Source organism: Pseudomonas sp. NPDC078416, from assembly GCF_050268485.1.
Classification (GTDB): Bacteria; Pseudomonadota; Gammaproteobacteria; order Pseudomonadales; family Pseudomonadaceae; genus Aquipseudomonas.
The window spans coordinates 12,854-33,882 of record NZ_JBNNGV010000007.1; the positions used below are offsets into that span (position 1 = coordinate 12,854).

18 protein-coding genes, 4 tRNA genes and 1 riboswitch are annotated in these 21,029 nt (G+C 59.7%); of the genes, 13 read left to right on the forward strand and 9 right to left on the reverse strand.

The window, feature by feature from the left end; translation table 11 throughout:
- Positions 1-75 precede the first annotated feature (75 nt).
- Positions 76-369 (forward strand): topoisomerase II, encoded by a 294-nt coding sequence (locus ACQKEN_RS09545; protein WP_237250524.1) that lies wholly within the window; start codon positions 76-78, stop codon positions 367-369.
- A gap of 20 nt (positions 370-389) precedes the next feature.
- Positions 390-1,397, forward strand: coding sequence for a succinylglutamate desuccinylase (astE, locus tag ACQKEN_RS09550; RefSeq protein ID WP_427685259.1), 1,008 nt, complete (start codon positions 390-392; stop codon positions 1,395-1,397).
- A 250-nt stretch (positions 1,398-1,647) separates the two neighbouring features.
- On the opposite strand, the gene ACQKEN_RS09555 is transcribed toward astE, so the two are convergent.
- Positions 1,648-2,142 (reverse strand): 6,7-dimethyl-8-ribityllumazine synthase, encoded by a 495-nt coding sequence (locus ACQKEN_RS09555; RefSeq protein WP_427685260.1) that lies wholly within the window; start codon positions 2,140-2,142, stop codon positions 1,648-1,650.
- 126 nt (positions 2,143-2,268) lie between these two features.
- Positions 2,269-2,427, reverse strand: a riboswitch (FMN riboswitch).
- A 183-nt stretch (positions 2,428-2,610) separates the two neighbouring features.
- On the opposite strand from ACQKEN_RS09555, the gene ltaE reads away from it, so the two are divergent.
- From ltaE to ACQKEN_RS09590, 7 genes are all read left to right on the forward strand, one after another.
- Positions 2,611-3,615, forward strand: a complete 1,005-nt coding sequence (gene ltaE, locus ACQKEN_RS09560; RefSeq protein WP_427685261.1) for a low-specificity L-threonine aldolase — start codon at positions 2,611-2,613, stop codon at positions 3,613-3,615.
- A gap of 142 nt (positions 3,616-3,757) precedes the next feature.
- Positions 3,758-6,379, forward strand: a complete 2,622-nt coding sequence (alaS, locus tag ACQKEN_RS09565; protein ID WP_427685262.1) for an alanine--tRNA ligase — start codon at positions 3,758-3,760, stop codon at positions 6,377-6,379.
- Between the two features lie 90 nt (positions 6,380-6,469).
- Positions 6,470-7,702, forward strand: coding sequence for an aspartate kinase (locus ACQKEN_RS09570; protein WP_065986190.1), 1,233 nt, complete (start codon positions 6,470-6,472; stop codon positions 7,700-7,702).
- Positions 7,703-7,880: 178 nt separating this feature from the next.
- Positions 7,881-8,069, forward strand: a complete 189-nt coding sequence (csrA, locus tag ACQKEN_RS09575; protein ID WP_002554426.1) for a carbon storage regulator CsrA — start codon at positions 7,881-7,883, stop codon at positions 8,067-8,069.
- Between the two features lie 62 nt (positions 8,070-8,131).
- A tRNA-Ser gene (locus tag ACQKEN_RS09580) sits at positions 8,132-8,222 on the forward strand.
- Positions 8,223-8,329: 107 nt separating this feature from the next.
- Positions 8,330-8,406, forward strand: a tRNA-Arg gene (locus ACQKEN_RS09585).
- A 139-nt stretch (positions 8,407-8,545) separates the two neighbouring features.
- Positions 8,546-8,622 (forward strand) — tRNA-Arg (locus ACQKEN_RS09590).
- 41 nt (positions 8,623-8,663) lie between these two features.
- Here ACQKEN_RS09590 and ACQKEN_RS09595 read toward each other — a convergent pair.
- The gene (locus ACQKEN_RS09595; protein WP_427685354.1) at positions 8,664-9,149 is read right to left on the reverse strand and encodes a cell envelope protein SmpA; all 486 of its coding nucleotides are present in this window, start codon (positions 9,147-9,149) and stop codon (positions 8,664-8,666) included.
- A 321-nt stretch (positions 9,150-9,470) separates the two neighbouring features.
- Between ACQKEN_RS09595 and mgtE the strand changes: the two genes are divergently transcribed.
- Positions 9,471-10,913, forward strand: coding sequence for a magnesium transporter (gene mgtE, locus ACQKEN_RS09600; RefSeq protein WP_427685263.1), 1,443 nt, complete (start codon positions 9,471-9,473; stop codon positions 10,911-10,913).
- A 145-nt stretch (positions 10,914-11,058) separates the two neighbouring features.
- Here mgtE and ACQKEN_RS09605 read toward each other — a convergent pair whose 3' ends face one another.
- The 3 genes from ACQKEN_RS09605 to ACQKEN_RS09615 all read right to left on the reverse strand — a co-directional run bounded on the left by ACQKEN_RS09605 (position 11,059) and on the right by ACQKEN_RS09615 (position 12,336).
- The gene (locus tag ACQKEN_RS09605; protein ID WP_065986187.1) at positions 11,059-11,385 is read right to left on the reverse strand and encodes an Arc family DNA-binding protein; all 327 of its coding nucleotides are present in this window, start codon (positions 11,383-11,385) and stop codon (positions 11,059-11,061) included.
- 429 nt (positions 11,386-11,814) lie between these two features.
- The gene (locus ACQKEN_RS09610; protein WP_427685264.1) at positions 11,815-12,012 is read right to left on the reverse strand and encodes a PA3371 family protein; all 198 of its coding nucleotides are present in this window, start codon (positions 12,010-12,012) and stop codon (positions 11,815-11,817) included.
- A gap of 75 nt (positions 12,013-12,087) precedes the next feature.
- Positions 12,088-12,336, reverse strand: a complete 249-nt coding sequence (locus tag ACQKEN_RS09615; protein ID WP_427685265.1) for a hypothetical protein — start codon at positions 12,334-12,336, stop codon at positions 12,088-12,090.
- Between the two features lie 286 nt (positions 12,337-12,622).
- Between ACQKEN_RS09615 and ACQKEN_RS09620 the strand changes: the two genes are divergently transcribed.
- Positions 12,623-12,694 (forward strand) — tRNA-Arg (locus ACQKEN_RS09620).
- 260 nt (positions 12,695-12,954) lie between these two features.
- Here the strand turns inward: ACQKEN_RS09620 and ACQKEN_RS09625 are convergent.
- From ACQKEN_RS09625 to ACQKEN_RS09635, 3 genes are all read right to left on the reverse strand, one after another.
- Positions 12,955-13,551, reverse strand: a complete 597-nt coding sequence (locus ACQKEN_RS09625; protein WP_427685266.1) for a chemotaxis protein CheB — start codon at positions 13,549-13,551, stop codon at positions 12,955-12,957.
- A gap of 214 nt (positions 13,552-13,765) precedes the next feature.
- Positions 13,766-15,406 (reverse strand): malate dehydrogenase (quinone), encoded by a 1,641-nt coding sequence (gene mqo, locus ACQKEN_RS09630; RefSeq protein ID WP_427685267.1) that lies wholly within the window; start codon positions 15,404-15,406, stop codon positions 13,766-13,768.
- Between the two features lie 376 nt (positions 15,407-15,782).
- A complete protein-coding gene (locus tag ACQKEN_RS09635; protein ID WP_427685268.1) occupies positions 15,783-17,423 on the reverse strand; it encodes a methyl-accepting chemotaxis protein in 1,641 nt (546 codons plus the stop codon).
- 309 nt (positions 17,424-17,732) lie between these two features.
- On the opposite strand from ACQKEN_RS09635, the gene ACQKEN_RS09640 reads away from it, so the two are divergent.
- Together ACQKEN_RS09640 and ACQKEN_RS09645 are read left to right on the forward strand one after the other, a co-directional pair.
- A complete protein-coding gene (locus tag ACQKEN_RS09640; RefSeq protein ID WP_427685269.1) occupies positions 17,733-19,337 on the forward strand; it encodes a response regulator in 1,605 nt (534 codons plus the stop codon).
- The gene (locus ACQKEN_RS09645) at positions 19,334-20,026 is read left to right on the forward strand and encodes a sensor histidine kinase (protein ID WP_133773387.1); all 693 of its coding nucleotides are present in this window, start codon (positions 19,334-19,336) and stop codon (positions 20,024-20,026) included. Before ACQKEN_RS09640 ends, ACQKEN_RS09645 begins: the two co-directional genes overlap by 4 nt.
- 90 nt (positions 20,027-20,116) lie before the next feature.
- Here the strand turns inward: ACQKEN_RS09645 and ACQKEN_RS09650 are convergent, their stop codons facing one another.
- Positions 20,117-20,839 carry a FadR/GntR family transcriptional regulator gene (locus ACQKEN_RS09650; RefSeq protein WP_427685270.1) on the reverse strand — a complete coding sequence of 241 codons (723 nt, stop codon included), beginning with the start codon at positions 20,837-20,839 and terminating at the stop codon, positions 20,117-20,119.
- Between the last annotated feature and the right edge of the window lie 190 nt (positions 20,840-21,029).

The window sequence follows — 21,029 nt, forward strand, 5'->3', positions numbered from 1 at the left end:
GCACCCCATCCGTTACGCCTGCGCCCGAGCGGCGTCAGGTGACGAAGTTTTAGCTTTTATAGAGAGAGTTTTGCCATGACCGACGCCCTGCGTTTGATCCTTGAAGACACCGACGGCACTCAGCTGGAAACGTCCTGCACCCGTCTTGCCGTTATCTGGCAGGGCAAAGAGGTCTGGATTCAACAGGACGGCCGTGGCCAGTTGCTGATCGGCGTTGACGTCGAAGAAGGCGATGCCGAATACGCCAACCTGCTGTTGCGTCCATTGGCCACCAACCTGGTCAGCCTGCAACTGGAAATGGAACCGGCTGACATGAGCGGCGATGACGAAGACGGCCACGTGCACGGCCCAGACTGCACCCACGACTAAGCCTGCGCAGGAAGCTCCCCATGCTCGCCCTCGGCAAACTGCTTGAACTGACCCTCGCGGGTCGCGAACCCGCGGAAAAGACTCAGCTGACCGTCGACGGCGTTCGCATGCGCTGGCTCGCTGAAGGGGCGCTGGAAGTCCGGCCTCCCGAAGCGCGGGACAATGGCACCGACTTGTTGTTGTCCGCCGGCATCCACGGCAATGAAACCGCGCCGATCGAGCTCCTCGACGTGCTGATTCATGCCATCGCCCGGGGCGAACTCAAGCCTCGCGCGCGTATTCTGTTCCTGTTCGGCAACCCCGAAGCGATGCGCAGCGGCGGGCGCTACGTCGAGCAGGACGTCAACCGTCTGTTCAACGGCCGTCACGAGCACAGCGGGGGCAGCGAAGCCTTGCGCGCCTGCGAACTCGAGCGTCTGGCCGCCAGCTTTTTCAACATTCCGGGCCGCTACCGCCTGCACTACGACCTGCACACCGCGATCCGCGGTTCGAAGATCGAGCAGTTCGCGCTATACCCGTGGAAGGAAGGTCGCGCCCATTCCCGCCGCGAACTCGCCCGGCTGCGCACTGCCGGCATGGAAGCGGTGCTGCTGCAGAACAAGTCGTCGATCGTGTTCAGCGCCTACACCTACGACAAGCTCGACGCCGAAGCCTTCACCCTGGAATTGGGCAAGGCGCGCCCGTTCGGGCAGAACCAGCAAGTCAATCTCGACAAGCTTCAAGCCTGCCTCGAACACTTGATTGCCGGGACCGAAGCCGACGAGCCTGCGGACCTGAACGGGTTGCAATTGTTCAGCGTGGCCCGGGAGATCATCAAGCACAGCGACGCCTTCCAGCTGCACTTGCCGGCGGACATCGAGAACTTCACGGAACTGGAAAAAGGTTACGTGCTGGCCGAAGACCTGGCCGATTCACGCTGGGTGATAGAAGAAGAGGGCGCCCGGATCATCTTCCCCAACCCGAACGTCAAAAACGGGCTGCGGGCGGGGATTCTGGTCGTGCCGGCGACGGACGAGACGCTGGCCTGATAAACCCAAGCGCGCCTCCCTTGCAGGAGCGCGCTTGCCCGCGAATGCGGTGCGTCGGTCACCCTACGCAAATCAGACCAGCGCCGACCTTTGTAGAGCCGGCTTGCTGGCGAACCACATCCAACTGCCGCCATCAACGTGACTGACACGGCGCCTTCGCCAGCAAGCCGTCTCCTACAGGGGACCATGCGTCAGGCTCACGTCTGCGCCAGGCCCGAATCCATAGGAGCCGGCTTGCTGGCTCGTCGGATCAACCCGCCGCTTTCTGCACCTCACCCACCCGACGCACTGCGCGCAGCTTGGTCAGCGTGTCCGCGCAGGTCTTGGCCGCTTCCTGGCCCTTGTGCACGAAGTGATCGAAGAAGAACTTCTGGTGCTCTTCGCCGGCGTGGAAGTGGTGCGGGGTCAGCACGACCGAGAACACCGGCACTTCGGTTTCCAGCTGGACCTGCATCAGCGCGCTGATCACCGATTGCGCGACGAACTCGTGGCGATAGATGCCGCCGTCGACCACAAGACCTGCAGCCACGACGCCTCCGTAGCGGCCTGACTTGGCCAGCAGCTTGGCGTGAAGGGGGATTTCGAACGCGCCGCCGACCTCAAAGAAATCGATGTCGGTCTCGGCGTAACCGTGTTGGGCCATTTCGGTGACAAAGCCCTTGCGCGCCTGATCAACGATTTCCTTGTGCCAGCAGGCTTGAATGAAAGCGATGCGCTCGTGAGCGTGAATGGCGGTAGGTTGCATGTGTTCTGACTCCTGTTTAATGAAAAAAACAGGGCGTTTTGGATCGAATGGGATGCCAGGGTACGTGCGACAACGTGCCTGACGCCAAGCGCCTGGACCCGTCTCGAAACGATCCTGCTGTGCCAGTCCCGTTCTCTCTTCATCCGGACTATACCGTCGGCCCCGGGATCACACCGGGTCTGCTGACCTTGCGTCGAGGGTAAGCTCGCTGCAAGCGCTCGCGGGCTAGACGCATTGCGCGCCATTACCGCCGGTGGGGAATCGCACCCCGCCCTGAGAACGTTGCCAACGGCGTTTTCCGTCGGCGTGCAGTTTGTAACATAGATTTCCGGGATTCGCTTGGAGCCTTTTTGATGGTTTTCATCAGCTTTTCTTATAAGGCGTCTTGGCATTCCAGTCCCAAGCCTTGATTATCGATGCCCCGGGCCTCAGAACTGAGGCCCGACCCTAATGAACGGGAGCTTCATCGTGGCGGTAATCGATCTGCGCAGTGACACCGTGACTCAACCCTCGGCCGGCATGCGCGACGCCATGGCCAGCGCGCCCCTTGGCGATGATGTGTATGGCGAAGACCCAACGGTCAATCGGCTGGAGTCGTGGCTGGCGGAGCGTCTCGGTTTTGCCGCCGCGCTGTTCGTGCCAACCGGCACCATGAGCAACCTGCTCGGCCTGATGGCCCACTGCGAACGCGGCGACGAATACATCGTCGGCCAGCAGGCACACACCTACAAATACGAAGGCGGTGGCGCGGCGGTACTCGGCTCGATCCAGCCTCAGCCCCTGGACAACCAGGCGGACGGATCGCTGGACCTTGACCAGGTCGCCGCCGCCATCAAGGCCGACGACTTTCATTTCGCCCGCACCCGGTTGCTCGCCCTGGAAAACACCATGCAGGGCAAGGTCCTGCCAATGGAGTACTTGGCGGCGGCCCGGGCATTCACCCGCGAAAAAGGCCTGAGCCTGCACCTCGACGGCGCTCGTCTGTACAACGCCGCCGTCAAACTGGGGGTGGACGCGCGGGAGATCACCCGACACTTCGATTCGGTGTCGGTGTGCCTGTCCAAAGGGCTCGGCGCGCCGGTCGGCTCGGTGCTCTGCGGTTCGAGCGAGTTCATCGCCAAGGCGCGGCGCCTGCGCAAGATGGTCGGCGGCGGCATGCGTCAGGCCGGTCTCCTGGCAGCAGCGGGTTTGTACGCGCTGGAGCATCAGGTCGAGCGTCTGGCCGACGATCATGCCAATGCCACCGCCTTGGGCAAGGCACTCGCGGACCTCGGTTTTGACGTCGAGCCGGTGCAGACCAACATGGTTTACGTACGGATCGGCGATCGCGCTCAGGCACTTAACGCCCTGTGCGCCGAGCGCGGTATCGTGCTGAGCGCCGCGCCGCGGTTGCGCATGGTCACCCATCTTGATGTGACGGCTGCGCATCTGGACAAGGTGGTTGCGGCCTTTGCCGAATTTGGCGCTCGCTGATCGGGTGATCAGCCCGATTGCCGGTTTCTATCGAATAACACGCTGTACCGAGCGTACAACGCCTATATAATGCGGCCCTTTGCCGTCGCTGCGTCGAATGACGCTATGCATGTGCCAGGCCGCAGTTTCCGTGGAAGAACCTATGAAAAGCGCAGAAATCCGTGAAGCCTTCCTTCGCTTCTTCGAAGAGCAAGGCCACACCCGAGTCGCCTCCAGCTCCCTGATCCCGGGCAACGACCCGACCCTGCTGTTCACCAACGCAGGCATGAACCAGTTCAAGGATTGCTTCCTCGGCCAGGAAAAACGGGCCTACACCCGCGCCGTCAGCAGCCAGAAGTGCGTGCGTGCCGGCGGCAAGCACAACGACCTGGAAAACGTCGGTTACACCGCGCGTCACCACACCTTCTTCGAGATGCTGGGCAACTTCAGCTTCGGCGACTATTTCAAGCGCGACGCGATCACCTACGCGTGGACCTTCCTCACCGGCGTGCTGAACCTGCCCAAGGAAAAACTCTGGGTCACGGTTTACGCATCGGACGACGAAGCCTACGACATCTGGACCAAGGAAATCGGCGTGCCGGCCGAGCGCATGGTGCGCATCGGTGACAACAAGGGCGCTCCCTACGCTTCCGACAACTTCTGGACCATGGGCGACACCGGGCCGTGCGGCCCGTGCACCGAGATCTTCTACGACCACGGCGCCGACATCTGGGGTGGCCCGCCGGGTTCACCGGAAGAAGACGGCGACCGTTACATCGAAATCTGGAACAACGTCTTCATGCAGTTCAACCGCACGGCCGACGGCGTTCTGCACCCGCTGCCAGCGCCCTCGGTCGACACCGGCATGGGCCTCGAGCGCGTCAGCGCCGTGCTGCAACATGTCAATTCCAACTATGAAATCGACCTGTTCCAGAGCCTGCTGGCCGCCGCTGCAAAAGCCATCGGTTGCAGCAACGACAATCAGGCATCCCTGAAAGTCGTCGCTGACCACATCCGCTCGTGCGGCTTCCTGATTGCCGACGGCGTGCTGCCGTCCAACGAAGGCCGCGGCTACGTGCTGCGTCGCATCATTCGTCGCGCCTGCCGTCACGGCAACAAACTCGGTGCCAAGGGCAGCTTCTTCTATCAGATCGTCGCCGCACTGGTCGCCGAAATGGGCGAAGCCTTCCCCGAGCTGAAAAACCAGCAGGCGCACATCGAGCGCGTGCTGAAGGCTGAAGAAGAGCAGTTCGCCAAGACCCTGGAGCAGGGCTTGAAAATCCTCGAGCAGGATCTCGCCGAACTCAAGGGCACCGTCGTCCCCGGCGACGTGGTGTTCAAACTGTACGACACCTACGGTTTCCCGATGGACCTGACCGGCGACATCGCTCGCGAACGCAACCTGACCCTCGACGAGGCCGGTTTCGAGCGTGAGATGGACGCCCAGCGTGAACGTGCGCGTTCCGCCAGTTCCTTCGGCATGGACTACAACAGCCTGGTCAAGGTTGATGTGGCCACCCAGTTCACCGGCTACAAAGCTACCGCAGGCGAGGCCAAGGTCGTCGCGCTGTACAAAGACGGCCTCGCGGTCGAGCAATTGAGCGAAGGCGAGGACGGGGTGGTCATCCTCGACCAGACCCCGTTCTACGCAGAGTCCGGCGGCCAGATTGGCGACAGCGGCTACCTGACCGCTGATGGCGAAGTGCGCTTCGACGTGAGCGACACCACCAAGACCGGCGGCGCGTTCCTGCACCACGGTGTTCAAGTGTCGGGCAGCCTGAAAGTCGGGACCACTGTCAGCACCGAAGTCGCCGCCGAAGTGCGCCAGGCCACCTCTTTGAACCACTCGGCGACGCACTTGCTGCACGCCGCGTTGCGCCAGGTGTTGGGCGATCACGTCCAGCAGAAAGGCTCGCTGGTCGACAGTCAGCGCCTGCGTTTCGACTTCAGCCATTTCGAAGCCATCAAGCCCGAGCAGATCAAGGCGCTTGAAGACATCGTCAACGCCGAAGTGCGCAAGAACACGGCCGTCGAAACTGAAGAAACCGACATCGAAACCGCCAAGAAGAAAGGCGCCATGGCGTTGTTCGGCGAGAAGTACGGCGACAACGTCCGCGTGCTGAGCATGGGCGGCGGTTTCTCGGTCGAGCTGTGCGGCGGCATTCACGCCAACCGTACCGGCGACATCGCGCTGTTCAAGATCATCAGCGAAAGCGGTGTGGCCGCCGGCGTGCGCCGTATCGAAGCGGTGACCGGCGCCGTGGCACTGGAATACCTGAACGCGGCTGAAGAACAACTTAAGGAAGCCGCGAATCTGGTCAAAGGCAATCGCGACAACGTTCTGGACAAGCTGTCGGCGGTGCTGGAACGCAACCGTCTGCTGGAAAAACAACTGGAACAACTGCAGGCCAAGGCGGCCAGTGCTGCGGGCGACGACCTGTCGGGCTCGGCAGTGGACGTCAAAGGCGTCAAGGTCCTCGCTGCCCGTCTCGACGGTCAGGATGGCAAGGCGCTGCTGGCCCTGGTTGATCAATTGAAGAACAAGCTCGGCCGCGCAGTGATCCTGCTTGGCGGGGTGCATGAAGAAAAGGTCGTGCTGGTGGCAGGTGTCACCAAAGACCTGACTGGCCAACTCAAAGCCGGTGATTTGATGAAGCAAGCGGCTGCCGCTGTAGGCGGTAAAGGCGGCGGTCGTCCTGACATGGCGCAAGGCGGTGGTGTTGATGCTGCCGGACTCGAAGCAGCGCTGGCACTGGCTGTTCCGTTCGCCGAACAAGGTATTTAAGTCGACCCACCCGGAGCCCGTCGTTCGGGTTCCGGCGCTTCGCGGTTTGAATGATAACGGGCGCCCTTCATGGGCTGAGGCGGCTTTGAGATGGCTTTAATCGTACAAAAGTTTGGCGGCACCTCGGTGGGCTCGGTAGAGCGCATCGAACAGGTGGCCGACAAGGTCAAGAAATTCCGTGATGCGGGCGATGATCTGGTGGTCGTGCTGTCGGCCATGAGCGGCGAAACCAATCGCCTGATCGAACTGGCCCGGCAGATCAGTGATCAGCCGGTGCCACGCGAGCTGGACGTCATTGTTTCCACCGGCGAGCAGGTCACCATCGCTCTGCTGGCCATGGCGCTGATCAAGCGCGGCGTGCCGGCTGTGTCGTACACCGGTAATCAGGTTCGCATCCTCACCGACAGCGCCCATAACAAGGCGCGTATCCTGCAGATCGACGATCAGAAAATTCGCGCTGACCTGAAGGCGGGTCGTGTGGTGGTGGTCGCCGGTTTCCAGGGTGTCGACGAAGACGGCAACATCACGACCCTGGGTCGTGGCGGGTCCGACACCACCGGCGTGGCCCTGGCTGCGGCGCTGAAAGCGGATGAATGCCAGATCTACACCGACGTCGATGGCGTCTACACCACTGACCCGCGCGTTGTTTCGCAGGCCCAGCGTCTGGACAAGATCACTTTCGAAGAAATGCTGGAGATGGCGAGCCTGGGCTCCAAGGTCCTGCAGATCCGCGCGGTCGAGTTCGCCGGCAAGTACAACGTCCCGCTGCGCGTACTGCACAGCTTCAAGGAGGGTCCAGGCACCCTCATTACCATTGATGAAGAGGAATCCATGGAACAGCCGATCATTTCGGGCATCGCCTTCAACCGCGACGAAGCCAAGCTGACCATCCGTGGCGTGCCAGACACCCCGGGCGTTGCGTTCAAGATTCTCGGCCCCATTAGCGGCGCGAACATCGAAGTCGACATGATCGTGCAGAACGTTTCGCACGATAACACCACCGATTTCACCTTCACCGTGCACCGCAACGATTACCAGGCCGCGCTGCAGGTTCTTCAGAACACGGCCAATGAAATCGGCGCCCGTGAAGTCATTGGCGACACCAAGATCGCCAAGGTTTCCATCGTCGGTGTCGGCATGCGGTCCCATGCCGGTGTCGCCAGTCGCATGTTCGAAGCGCTGGCCAAGGAGAGCATCAACATCCAGATGATTTCGACGTCGGAGATCAAGGTCTCGGTGGTGATCGAAGAGAAGTACCTGGAACTGGCCGTCCGCGCGCTGCACACCGCCTTCGAACTCGACGCACCGCGTCAGGGCGAGTAAGCCTTGGGCAGGAGGTGCGGTTTCAACCGCGCCTTCTGCGAGTGGATGTGCGTGAGTCGCTATTCTTTTTCCGGCGCTGGTCGATACTGAGGCATGGACCTGCGGCCTCTGGCTCGGGATCATGCCGTTTGTCTGTGCAGACTGTAGTCCCTTGAATGTAAGCCGTAAGGAGATAGGTATGCTGATTCTGACTCGTCGGTGCGCGGAAAGTCTGATCATTGGTGATGGTGAAATCACCGTGACCGTGCTTGGCGTCAAAGGTAATCAAGTACGCATTGGGGTCAACGCGCCCAAGGAAGTGGCCGTTCACCGCGAAGAGATTTACCTGCGTATAAAGAAAGAGAAGGACGAAGAACCAAGCCATTAATTTTTATTGAATTTTTGGTTTGCAAACGGGGAAAAGGGTGGTTATTATACGCCCCGTGTTGCGGAGAGCTGGCCGAGTGGCCGAAGGCGCTCCCCTGCTAAGGGAGTACACCTCAAAAGGGTGTCGGGGGTTCGAATCCCCCGTTCTCCGCCATTATTTGCGTAGTACGTTGCAATCTGGCTTGATCGGTAAGTTGTTGAATTTACTAGAGAAAGTGCTTGACCAAGAGATTCGACGGCCTATAATGCGCGGCAACAAATGCACTCGTAGCTCAGCTGGATAGAGTACTCGGCTACGAACCGAGCGGTCACAGGTTCGAATCCTGTCGAGTGCACCATTTAAGCGTTGTTTGTAGCGATACGAACAACAGTCTTAAGTTAGAAAGAGCCTGGCTTCAACAGGTCTTCGGAAGCACCACTCACTTCCAGAAGTAAAATGCAATGACCAGAGGTGAACTGGTTTAAAAAGCGCCATATGCACTCGTAGCTCAGCTGGATAGAGTACTCGGCTACGAACCGAGCGGTCACAGGTTCGAATCCTGTCGAGTGCACCATAAAACGAAAAGCCCGCATGAAAATGCGGGCTTTTTGCTTTCTAGCGTTTGCCTTTTACGCAGCCGTGTTCATCGAATGACACCTGTCTACTGCGTCCCTTCTTTTCCTCATACACATAACGAACTTCAGCGTTACGGCTGATGATCCTGTCTGGCCGCCCGAGCAAGCTTTCCACCTCACGTTTGCTCATCCCCGCTGGCGTCTGCTGATTGATGATCGCCTTGCGGCGCTGCTCCGCACTCAAGATGTTGCCGCACCCGTCATCGCGCTGGCCCACAACCACCACCTCCCGGCTTTTATGATCTTTCGTCGCGTGCGCTTTTGAAGCCGGAGCAGGGGGCGTGAAGGTCATGCCCGATGCCGGGTTGATGCCCTGGGGCGTCATCGCGTGCCCGCTGGGGCAACTGAGTGTGGTGAAGGTCACGCTGCCGCTTTGATCCTGGCAGCGATTGACGGTGGTGGCGCCTGCGCCGAGTGGCAAAAACAGCAGCACGGTGATGAAGAGTTTTTCAGTGTTCAGCAGCATCCTAATGTCCTCCCTGACCCGTGTCCGGAAAGGGTAACGATGAGGATTTCTCACGGCGAGCGTGTTTTGTTCACCGGATGTGACGGGGCGATAGCCGTGACTCGGATAGTCGTCAGCGATGTGTTGCAACCGATTGTTTCACGTTGAATTTTTAGACTCCCGCCGCGGCAAGCGGTGTATGATTGCGCCCGTCAGCCCCGCCGGGGCTTGTGGACTACCTCCATGGACTTACCCAGTAGCAACTCAACACTAAGTTTCACCAATCAAGAATCGACTGATTGATCTTCTGGCGGGTTCCACTGCTGGGAGTGGAGTTCGCCTATGACCCAAATCGAAGTAAAAAAGACGCAGGAAAGCCTTCAGGATCGTCTCGCCCAAGTCATCGACTTGCTGCAACGTCAGCGCATCGTCGAAGACCTGACACACCGTCAGGAAGGCCAGCACCAGGATCGTGTCGAGAACCTCGTTCACCGGCAGAATCTCGTCGAGCTGCAGCGTAAGCTCGACGACCTGCACTCTGCCGACGTTGCCTACATTCTCGAAGCACTTCCCCTCGAAGACCGTCTGACGGTCTGGCAGCTGGTGAAGGCCGAGCGTGACGGCGACATCCTTCTTGAAGTGTCGGACTCCGTTCGGGAAACCCTGATCGCCGACATGGATGATCACGAGCTCCTCGCTGCCGCCAAGGAAATGGACGCCGACGAACTCGCCGACCTTGCGCCAGAGCTGCCGCGCGATGTTGTCCATGAGCTGATGGAAGCGCTGGACAGCCAGCAGCGCGAGCGCGTGCGTTCCGCCCTGTCCTATGACGAGGAGCAGGTCGGCGCTCTGATGGACTTCGAGATGGTGACCATCCGTGAGGATGTCAGCCTGGAAGTCGTTCTGCGTTATCTGCGCCGTCTCAAAGAGCTGCCCGGTCATACTGACAAACTGTTCGTGGTCGACTCCGATGGCGTGCTCAAAGGCGTGCTGCCCATCAAGCGTCTGCTGGTCAACGACCCCGAGAAGCAGGTGTCAGAGGTCATGGCCAGTGACCCGGTGAGCTTCCACCCTGACGGCGATGCGTATGAAGCCGCCCAGGCGTTCGAACGTTACGACTTGATTTCTTCTCCGGTGGTCGACAAGAACGGCAAGCTGATCGGCCGTCTGACGATCGATGAAATGGTCGACCTTATCCGTGAGGAGAGCGAGACCGAAGTCCTCAACATGGCGGGCTTGCGCGAAGAGGAAGACATCTTCGCCTCCGTATGGCGTTCGCTGCGCAACCGCTGGTCCTGGCTGGCGGTCAATCTCATCACTGCCTTTCTGGCGTCTCGGGTGATCGGTCTCTTCGAAGGCTCCATCGAGAAACTGGTGGCGCTGGCGGCACTGATGCCGATCGTGGCGGGGATCGGGGGTAACTCCGGCAACCAGACCATCACCATGATCGTTCGGGCCATGGCTCTCGATCAGGTCAACACCGGCAATACCTCACGCCTGATGCGCAAAGAACTGGCTGTTGCGCTCATCAACGGTCTGGTGTGGGGTGGGGTGATAGGGATCGTTGCTTATCTTCTCTATAACAGTTGGTCGCTTGGGGTCGTGATGACCGTCGCCATGACATTGAATTTGCTGTTGGCAGCGTTGATGGGCGTGCTGATCCCCATGACCCTTTCTCGGCTTGGTCGTGATCCAGCAATGGGTGCCAGTGTGATGATCACGGCCATGACCGACAGTGGCGGCTTCTTTATCTTTCTCGGGCTGGCGACGGTGTTTTTGCTCTGACCGCACGCTTCACTCAAAACCGCCTTTAGGGCGGTTTTTTAATGTGCGCGAAATCACTTATTGCGTGGGAAACAATCAAGTCTTTAAATTTCAGGCACAAAAAAGCCAGCAGTGCGCTGGCTTTCAAGTCTCTGGTTTGAACGACTTATTCGTCGTCGTTTGCCAGGCTAGTGTCATGTGCAATCAGGGAAACCAGTGCGTTCTGCTGGCGGTGAGCCAACTGACGGAAGCGCTGCAGCAGCTCGCGTTCGTGAAGCGAAAGCTCCGGGCTGTCCAGACGCAGACTTGGCTCATCACCCAGCGCGCCTTCTTGAATCAGACTCTGCTCAATACGCGCAATGATTTCCGAGTTCATGCTGCGGTGATGCTGTTTGGCGACGTCCGCAATACGCTCGCGCATGCCTTCAGGTAGGCGAACTACGAACTTGTCAGCTGTGCGACTGGAATAATTGGCCTGTTTCATAGGGCTCATATATTTAACCGAATTAGTTCAAAGAGAGAGGCGGTTCTTGCATTAGGCCGCAGATGTCATGCTCTGACTGTCTTTTGGACGAAATGTTCAACCAACCCGCATAAAGGATCGCCATCCTGCACCAATGCGTCGAATCCTTGGCGTCAAATGTGTGACAAATATTGAACTAGATAAAGGCTTTTAGCCAGCACCAATTATCCGAAATGCGTTCTGGTTTGCAAACTGGAAAGCGGTTCGCCCTTATGGCACCGGGCAGATGCCGTGATGGCTATCTGTCTTCAGCGTAGTGGGAGAGTGAGGATAATACGAGGGGCGAGTCAAGAAAGAGACGAAGGGTCTGTCTGCGGCATGGCCGGTATGGTGTAAGCCAAAGCCGACAGGGACGTGATGATTACCTGTGTGGGGCGCCAGCAGGGGGCTGACAATGGTTCAGGGCTTGGCCTGGCGCAAGACTGGGTCGAACTTGATACGGCGTCCTACGAACAGCGCTGCAACGAACAGGCTGGCGAAGATCCCGGCAGCTGCTTTCACCAGGGTACTTAGACTTTCCATTGACGGAGCCAGCAGTTGGTCTGCGGCGAGGGCCATAACGGCCAGGATCAGGAACGAAATTGCTGCTTTGGACATGGCTGCTCTCTAATGGGGTGCTCTCTGACGGAGCGCGCGTCGAAGCGGTTGCAGGAACTGACCAGAAAATTCCGATTAGAACACCCAGCGCTCCGAGCGATTAACCGGCATGGCTTCTTCATCGTCATGAGCCAGGATGGCTTCTGTACTCTGACTTTGCATGGCTGCGAACCGCGGCGTCTGTTTCATGAGGTGATGAGGCTGCGCCTGAATGGCGACGCTCTCGGATTTCACGGCCTCTGCCGTGCTGCCATCATCCTGAAAGTGGAAGGCGACCAATGCGACAAGCGCGGCAGCGTTGAGCAAAGACAGTGTCATGTTCATCTCGGGTACCTTCGCTGGGACGGCGTTCAGAGGGGTGATTCGCGAAGAAGAGTAGTGCAGTCTGCATGCCAATCTTTTACTCAAAATAAATCTATATAAATCAACAGGATAGATAGGATCATAAGGATTGTAGGGTTGCGTTTTGCAATAAGGCCCATGGCCATCGTTGCATTCTGCACGATAGCCCTCTGATGTGACCGGCAGGCAGGATCTTACAGCTCCCGTTGATAATGACGACATGACAAGCCAGCGCCTTGTCGTTAAGATGCACGCCGTCTGTTTTGGTGTCCTCTTAGTTCAACGGATAGAACGAGCCCCTCCTAAGGGCTAGATGCAGGTTCGATTCCTGCAGGGGACATATCTGATTCACCTCTAATCGCCAGAACACCACGCCTTCTCTGTAACACTTCCCGGCCGTCCGGCCAGTCATTCCAATCCCTTTCACGCCTGCGCGCTCGCCTGAGTGTGCTGATCCGCGTACCACCGATTGCGGCCATTATTTCTCGCGTAGTGGAGGTAGGCATACGCCGCTTTGATTATGTCGGCAGGCGTGTGTCTTCCAAAGACAGTCGTCGCCGTCCTCGGCGTGCTGCGCCGCCTCTGGCCTCCTGTTAAATATCAGCTGTGAACGCTGCCGACCGCTTTGATCAGCGCGCCCGCCATCTCTTCAGCACTCAGCTGAGGGCTCAATATGGTTTTGCGCATCGTCTCAATCGGCATGCTGGGCACCGGTGCTTCCTCGGGACGCTGGACGAAACTCAACCCGCCGGCATTTTTGACCGCTACCGCGCCATCCGAACCATCCGAGTCGCCGCCTGACAACACCAGGCTGATCACCCGCTCGCGAAACACGTCGGCAGCTGTGGCGAACAGGCGATCGGCGGCAGGACGTGCGAGATTGACCTTGGGGCCGTCGTCGAGATGAATGATCCCGGGCGAGACGATTTCCATGTGCCGGTTTGCAGAGGCCAGATACACACGGCCGGGCAGCACCGGCTCTTTTTCCTGACCGTAGGCGACAGGGAGCGTCGAGTAACGACTGAGGACCGATGCCATGTAGTCCGGAGCTGACGGGTTTGTGTGAATCACGATCAATACGGCAGCGGGAAAATCTGCCGGCAGTCGAGTGAGGAGGATACGCAGAGCCTCCATCGCCCCTTGCGAGCCCCCGATGACAACAACGTCCCTCAGCACTTCTGTGTTACGAGCGTCCATTGCCTTCTCCCTGGTGGCTCTACAGGGTGGACACAGCGCATGAGCCAGCCGTTCATTCTGAAATGGCCTGGGGTGCCGAGCATTACCGGGCGAAAGCGAAGGTGCAGGGCGGGGTACAGGATGATTCACGGCTCAATAAAAAAGCCACGAGACGCGAAGTCTCGTGGCTTTCGTGAACAGCAGCACCGCAATCGATGAAACCGGTCAGGCGTTGTTACAGCGCCATGTCGCTGGCGGGCTTGCTTTCAGCAGGCTTGCCCGGCGCAGCAGTGCTGGTGCCGACGCTCTGATCGAGCACAGGCGGTTTGCCCAGTTGCAGCACTTCGGCGGTGTAGTTCCACTCTTGCTGAACAGCGGCTGGCGATTCATTCAGCTTGGTGCCATAGCTCGGCACGATCTGATGGATCTTCGCTTGCCACTCTGGCGTCGCGACCTGAGTCTTGAACAGTTTTTCCAGGACGTTGAGCATGATCGGTGCAGCGGTCGACGCGCCTGGTGATGCGCCCAGCAGGGCAGCGATGGTGCCGTCCTGGGAGGAAACGACTTCGGTGCCCAGTTTCAGCACGCCGCCCTTGTCCGCGTCACGCTTGATGATCTGCACGCGCTGACCGGCTTGCCACAGGCGCCAGTCTTCTTTCTTGGCGTGCGGGAAGTATTCCTGCAGCGCCTTAAAGCGGTCGTCGTCAGACAGCATCAGCTGACCGGCGAGGTACTCGACCAGCGGGTACTGCTCGATGCCGACCTTGGTCATTGGCCAGAAGTTGTGGGTGGTCATGCTGCTGAACAGGTCCAGGTACGAACCTTCTTTCAGGAACTTGGTGGAGAACGTGGCGAACGGGCCAAACAGAATCACGCGCTTGCCGTCCAGCACGCGGGTGTCCAGGTGCGGAACCGACATGGGCGGTGCGCCGGTGGACGCGATGCCGTAAGCCTTGGCCATATGTTGCATGGCAACGGTCGGGTTCTCAGTGACGAGGAACGAACCGCCAACCGGGAAGCCTGCGTAGTCCTGGGCTTCAGGGATGCCGGATTTCTGCAACAGCTTCAACGCGCCGCCGCCTGCACCGATGAACAGGAACTTGGCGTCGGTACCGGTGGTGGTGCCGTCTTTCAGGTTCTTGTATTCAACGTGCCACGAGCCGTCTTCGTTGCGGGTGATGTCGTTGACTTCGCTGGACAACTTCAAATCGAAGTTCGGGCGGGTCTGCAGGTACGACACGTACTGACGGGTGACTTCGCCCCAGTTGACGTCGGTGCCGATGGGCGTCCAGGTGGTCGCCAGCTTCTGCGAAGGATCACGGCCTTCCATCATCAGCGGGACCCACTTGGCGATCTGTGCCGGGTCTTCGGAGTACTGCATCGGGCGGAACAGCGGGCTGGCCTGCAGCGCGTCATAACGCTTTTTCAGGAATTTGATGTTGTCATCGCCCCACACAAAGCTCATGTGCGGTGTGGTGTTGATGAACGAAGGCGGGTTCTTCAGAACGCTCTGGCGGACTTGCCACGACAGGAACTGACGGGTGACCTGGAAGGCTTCGTTGATCTCGATGGCTTTGGAGATGTTGACGTTGCCGTCTTTGTCTTCAGGCGTGTAGTTCAGCTCGGCCAGGCCGGAGTGACCGGTGCCGGCGTTGTTCCAGCCGTTGGAGCTTTCTTCGGCGACCGCATCAAGACGCTCGACCATTTCCATCGACCAGCTCGGCTCGAGTTCATTGAGCCAGACGCCCAGGGTCGAACTCATGATGCCGCCGCCGATCAGCAGTACATCGACTTTCTTGCTTTCTGCGGCGTGGGCTTGCAGGAAGGTGGCCGAAATCGCGAGGCCCAGTAGAGCGGTGCTCGTTTTCTTGAACATCGAATCATCCAATAGATAGAAAGTTATCCGCCTGCAGCATTCGTCGCGCAACGTCCTGCAGTGCCGGCGCCGGTTGCGGCGCGAACGTCAGACAGGCTTCGCTCTCGGAAAACGAGGAGGAAGGGTCAAGAGGCCAGTGAAAAGGTCGACCTCGTGTTCTATGTCCCTCGGTGCTGTGCTTTTTATTCGATCATTGGAATCAGCAGCTTGAGTAAACATCATCCACCGCAGGACCTGGTCATCAGGTCCATCCCCTGCGGCGGGCGGGGATTGTACCCGAAATGTCATTTTCGACAAATCGGGTGTCAAATTAGTCAATACGCCATTTTGTCTCAGGGTGGCGATTGGCTGGCCGGGCGCCGAAATGCCAAGCCGTTTACAGGGTGAATTTGCCCACCATGGAGTGGAAGGAAACGGCCAGTCGCGACAGCGCCTGACTCGACGCGCTGGTCTGATTGGCGCCGGCTGCGGTTTGGGTCGACAGGTCCTGAATGTTCACCAGATTGCGGTCCACCTCGCGGGCCACCTGTGCCTGTTCTTCCGCCGCGCTGGCGATCACCAGGTTGCGTTCGTTCATCTGGCTGACGCCTTCGCTGATGCGTTCCAGTGCGTGGCCGGCTTCGGTGGCCAATGATTGGGTATGCACGGCGATCGCCTGACTCTTGCCCATGGCCTGCACGGCTTCGTCGGCGCCATTGCGCACCTTGGTGATCATCGATTCGATTTCGCCGGTGGAGGTTTGAGTGCGGTGGGCGAGGGCACGTACTTCGTCCGCCACCACAGCAAAACCCCGGCCCTGCTCGCCGGCGCGTGCCGCTTCGATGGCCGCGTTGAGCGCCAGCAGGTTGGTCTGTTCGGCGATCCCGCGGATCACGTCGAGGACCTTGGTGATGTCGCGGATCTGCCCGGCCAGCGCTTCGACGCGCTGGGTCGATTCGGTGATTTCCACGGTCATGGTGTTCATCGCGGTGACAGCCTGCTGCACCTGTTGCTGACCCTTGATGGCATCTTCGGACGTCTGCGCAGACACCTGCGACGCGCTGGCGGCGTTGCGCGCCACTTCTTCCACCGCAGCGGTCATCTCGTTGACGGCCGTCGCGGCTTGCTGGATTTCATCGTTCTGACGCATCAGCCCGCGGGTGCTGTCGTCGGTCACCATGGTCAGCTCTTCAGCGGCGGACGCCAGTTGGTCCGACGCGGTGGCGATCTGCTGAACCGTGCCCTTGAGGCTGCCCTGCATGTTGGACAGCGCCTTGAGCAGCTGCCCGGTTTCATCCTGGCCCCCGACCTGGATGGGCTGACTCAAATCACCGCCCGCCACCCGGGTGGCGCTTGCCACCGATTGATAGATGGGCCGGGTGATCATGCGTGTGACGATCAGCCCCAATGCAATGGCGCACACCACCGCGATCAACGAACCGATGATCAGAATCCACGTCACCTGGGTGTCGGTTTCAACCCCGGCCTGCGCCTGTTCGTTGGCCTGGCGCAGGTTGGATTCGATCATGATTTTAAGTTCGCCCATGGTCTTGCGGTAGCTGGGCGTCACGCTGGTGGCCGCCAGCTTGCTGGCTTGCTCGAGGTCGCCGCTCTGCGCCACAGACAGCGCGTTGAGGGCGGCGCTGATGTAAGCGGCCCAGTCGCGGTCAAAGTCATCGCCAGCGGCTTTTTCATCGGGGTCAAGTGGCGTGGAGCGGTAGATCTTGAAGTCCGTCTCGGCCTGGGCCTGGTTTTCCTTCAGTGACTGGATCGCTGCGTTGATGTCGTCCGGGTTGGCCTTGAGCGCGCTCAGTCCGATGGCCTTGAAAAAGTCGCGGTTGGTGGCGATGACGTTAGCCTTCACCGAATCGACTTTGGCGATCGACACCAGATTGTCGCTCACCGTGTTTTCGAACAGCTCGTACAGGCGCGAGATTCCGCTCTGCCCCAGCACACCCACCACCACAGTGATCAGCGCGCACAAGCAGAAAGCCGAAAGCAGCTTGGTCTTCAATTTCAGGTCGGTCAGCCAGGACATGGGGTGCACTCGAAGGGAATGGGTTGTTGCTGTTGGCTACGCATTGCATGACTGGATATCGGCGGAGGGCCCAAGGACTTTACCGGTTCTGCTGCGCCGCCTTAGGTATCGATGCCCCGTCAATACGGCGCGAGGGCATCACTTTTCCCGCGTGGCGTGCCTAAGCTTTGCCCTGCTGCCGCCGATAACTCGGACAAGCGGCGTCATGCCGCAACTCTATTGGCCCTCTCAGCCCGGACCCCGGGAACGAGACCGCCGCCCCTTGCAAGTGCCTCAGGGCCGACTATTTATCCGGTGACAGGAATCTCGATGCTGGCGTGGAACCAAAAAACCTTTCTGATCGTCGACGATTTTTCCGACTTCCGCAGTTCGGTTCGCTCGATGCTGCGTGAGTTGGGCGTCAAGGCGGTGGACACGGCCGACAACGGCGAGGAGGCGCTGAAGATGTGCGCGCAGAAGCGCTACGACTTCATCCTCCACGACTTCAATCTGGGCGACGGCAAGAAGAACGGCCAGCAGGTGCTCGAAGACCTGATGACTGATCGGCTGATCAGCCATGAAAGCGTGTTCGTCATGGTCACCGCCGAGAACAGCCAGGCGATGGTAATGAGCGCGCTGGAGTGGGAGCCGGATGCCTACCTGACCAAGCCGTTCAACCGCGCGAGCCTGGCCCAGCGTCTGGAAAAGATCGTCCAGCGCAAGACCGTGCTCAAGCCGATCCTGCAGGCGCTCGACCGGAGCAACCCGACCGAAGTGCTGGCTGCCTGCGTCACGCTGACCAAACAGGACCCTCGCTTTGCGCCGCTGTGCCTGCGCTATAAAGCCGATGCGCTGCGCGACCTGAACCAGCACGAGCCGCTGGAAGCCTTTCTCAAGTCGATTCTCGCTGATCGCCCGCAACCCTGGGCGTATGTGGCGTTGGGCAAATTGCTGTTCAAGCGCGGGCGCAATGCCGAAGCGCAGGCCGTGTACGAAGAAGCCATTCGCGCCTTCAATGCCATGCCGGTGCTGTACGACGGGCTGGCCGATGTTTTGGTGGCCAGCGGCGACAACAAGCGCGCCCAGAAGATGCTGGAAGAGGCGGTGCGGTTATCGCCGTACGCGGTGCGCCGTCAGCGTCTGCTGGGCAAGCTGGCGCTGGAAAACGAGGATTTCGATGGCGCTTCAAAGGCCTATCGTCAGGCCGTTTCCCAAGGCCAGTTTTCACGCTTCAAAGACCCGGAAACCAACCTGGGTTTTGCTCAGGCGCTGATCAGCCGTGGCGGCGAGCGCGGGCTGGATGCACGCACCCGGATCGAGATCAACCAGACCCTCACCGAAGTGGCCAAGGAAAACGGTAACGACGCCGGCCTGCAAGTGCGGGCGCGTCTGATGAAAGCCACCAGCGTGGCGTCATCGGACCCTGAAATGGCCGCCAAGCTGACCGAGCAGGCGATGGAACGGCTTGAAGGCATGGAACAGTTTCTCAGTGCCGATGCGGCACTGGCGGTGGCCTCGCAGCTCAAATTGCTCGGTCAGGAAAACGCTGGCGCGGGCATTCTGAAAAGCTGTGCCGAAATCTACGGCGACGATCCGCTGGTCATGCAGAACATCGCCAGGCAGACCGATGATCCCGAGATTCTCGGCGCCGGCAAAGCGGCGATCGATTTCAACGTTCAGGGCATTCGCTGCTACCGCGCCGGCAAGCTCGGCGAAGCGCAGGACCTGTTTCGCCAGGGCCTGGCCCTGCAACCGAAAAACATCAGTATCGCCCTGAACATGGCGCAGTCGCTGCTGCACATGGGCGTTCACAACCTCGACGCGGCGAGCCTGGCGGAATGCCAGAACAGTCTCAAGATGGTGGGCAAGATGCCGGAAACCGACCCGCGCTTCGAGCGTTTCCAGAAATTGCGACTCAGGGCTTTCGGCGAATGAAAGATCAGGATCTCGGGCTCGACTTCTCGATGGTGATTGCGTCCACCGTTCACGATATGAAGAACGCGCTGGGGTCGTTGATCCAGGCCCACGGCCAGTGGGTCAAACAGCTTCCCGACGCCTGTCGTGGAACGCCGGATCAAGGCGTTATCGATTACGAGTTCGCCCACCTCAATGGCATGCTGGTGCAGCTGCTGGGGCTTTACAAGCTGGGAGTGAACCAGCTGCCGTTGCGCCCCGATTATCACGAGCTGGATGACTTCATCGAGGCGCAACTGGCCTTCCATCAGGAAGTGCTCGTCAGTCGGGGCATTACGGCGCGCTACGCGGTGAACGACTTCGGTCTGCCGGGCTTCTTTGATCGCGAGCTGGTCGGTTCAGTGGTGTCCAACGTGGTCATCAACGCCATTCGCTTTGCGCGCAGTGAAGTATTGATTACGGCAGGGCAGGTCGGCGAGCAACTGGTGATCAGCATCAACGACGACGGCCCGGGGTTTCCCGCGCGGATGATCGAGGAGCAGACCGACTACGTGCTGGGCATCAACCAGAACAGCGGCAGCACTGGATTGGGTTTGTATTTCGCGGCAAACATCGCCAGACAGCATCAGCGCAAAGGCGTCCCCGGCCACATCGAAATCACCAACGGCGGCGAGTTGGGCGGCGGGCTGTTCAGCATTTATCTGCCCTGAGATCAAGGGCGGTTTGATGAGGTCAACAGCAGATCAAAGGCTTCCCGGCTAAAGCCGGTCCTACGGATTGCGCGTGTCGCTTTCGTGGCGCTACAGCTTCACGCCTTTTCCCAGCACCACATTCAGCGCGTTGCGGGCATCGTCCAGTTGCACCAGCGTGGCGTGGTGGGCGCCCAGCGCATCGCGGTTTTCGATGGCGGTGAGGATCGCGCGATGGCGGGGCAATGCCAGCTCGTGCAGGTTGGGGCGCTTGTTGGAGTGCTTCAACGCTTCGCGCAGTGCCAGCGACAGCATGTTGCACAAGTGCGCGAGCAAATCGTTGTGGGTGGCGTCGGCGATGCGGCTGTGGAAATCCAGGTCCGGTTGCAGCACGTCTTCAACGGTCGGCGCTGCGGCCATGCGCTCGTAGGCTTCGCCGATGGCGGTAATGTCTTCGGGGGTTGCGTGTTGCGCGGCGAGGGCGGCGGCGGCCGGTTCGATGATGCTGCGCACGCTGGTGAGCAGGGCGAAAAACTCGTTCTGCGGCGAGCTTTGCATCAGCCAGTGCAGCACGTCCGGATCAAGGATGTGCCACTCGCGGCGCGGCTTGACCACCGTGCCCACACGCGGCCGGGAATACACCAGACCTTTGGCGACCAGCACCCGCGTGGCTTCGCGCAGCACCGGACGACTGACGGCATATTCTTCACAGAGCAGGGCTTCGGCGGGGAGTTTGTCATCAGGCTTGAAGCGGCCCGAGACAATCTGCATGCCGATGTCCTGGACAATGCGCGAGTGCATGCTTTTACGGTCGGAGGGCTTACGGTAATCCATGGGGCGCGGGGCAATCCTGAGCGGTGAATGCGGCGCATCATAGCATTGTCGACAGAGCGCAAGGGTGGACTCTGCCTCCACCTGTAGGAGCGTGGCTTGTCCCGCGATCTGGCGCGAAGCGGCAGCAAAATCATGCGCCCGGCGCATCAATGGAATCGCGAGCGCCGGGTGGCTGCCGGTGCCCGGCAGA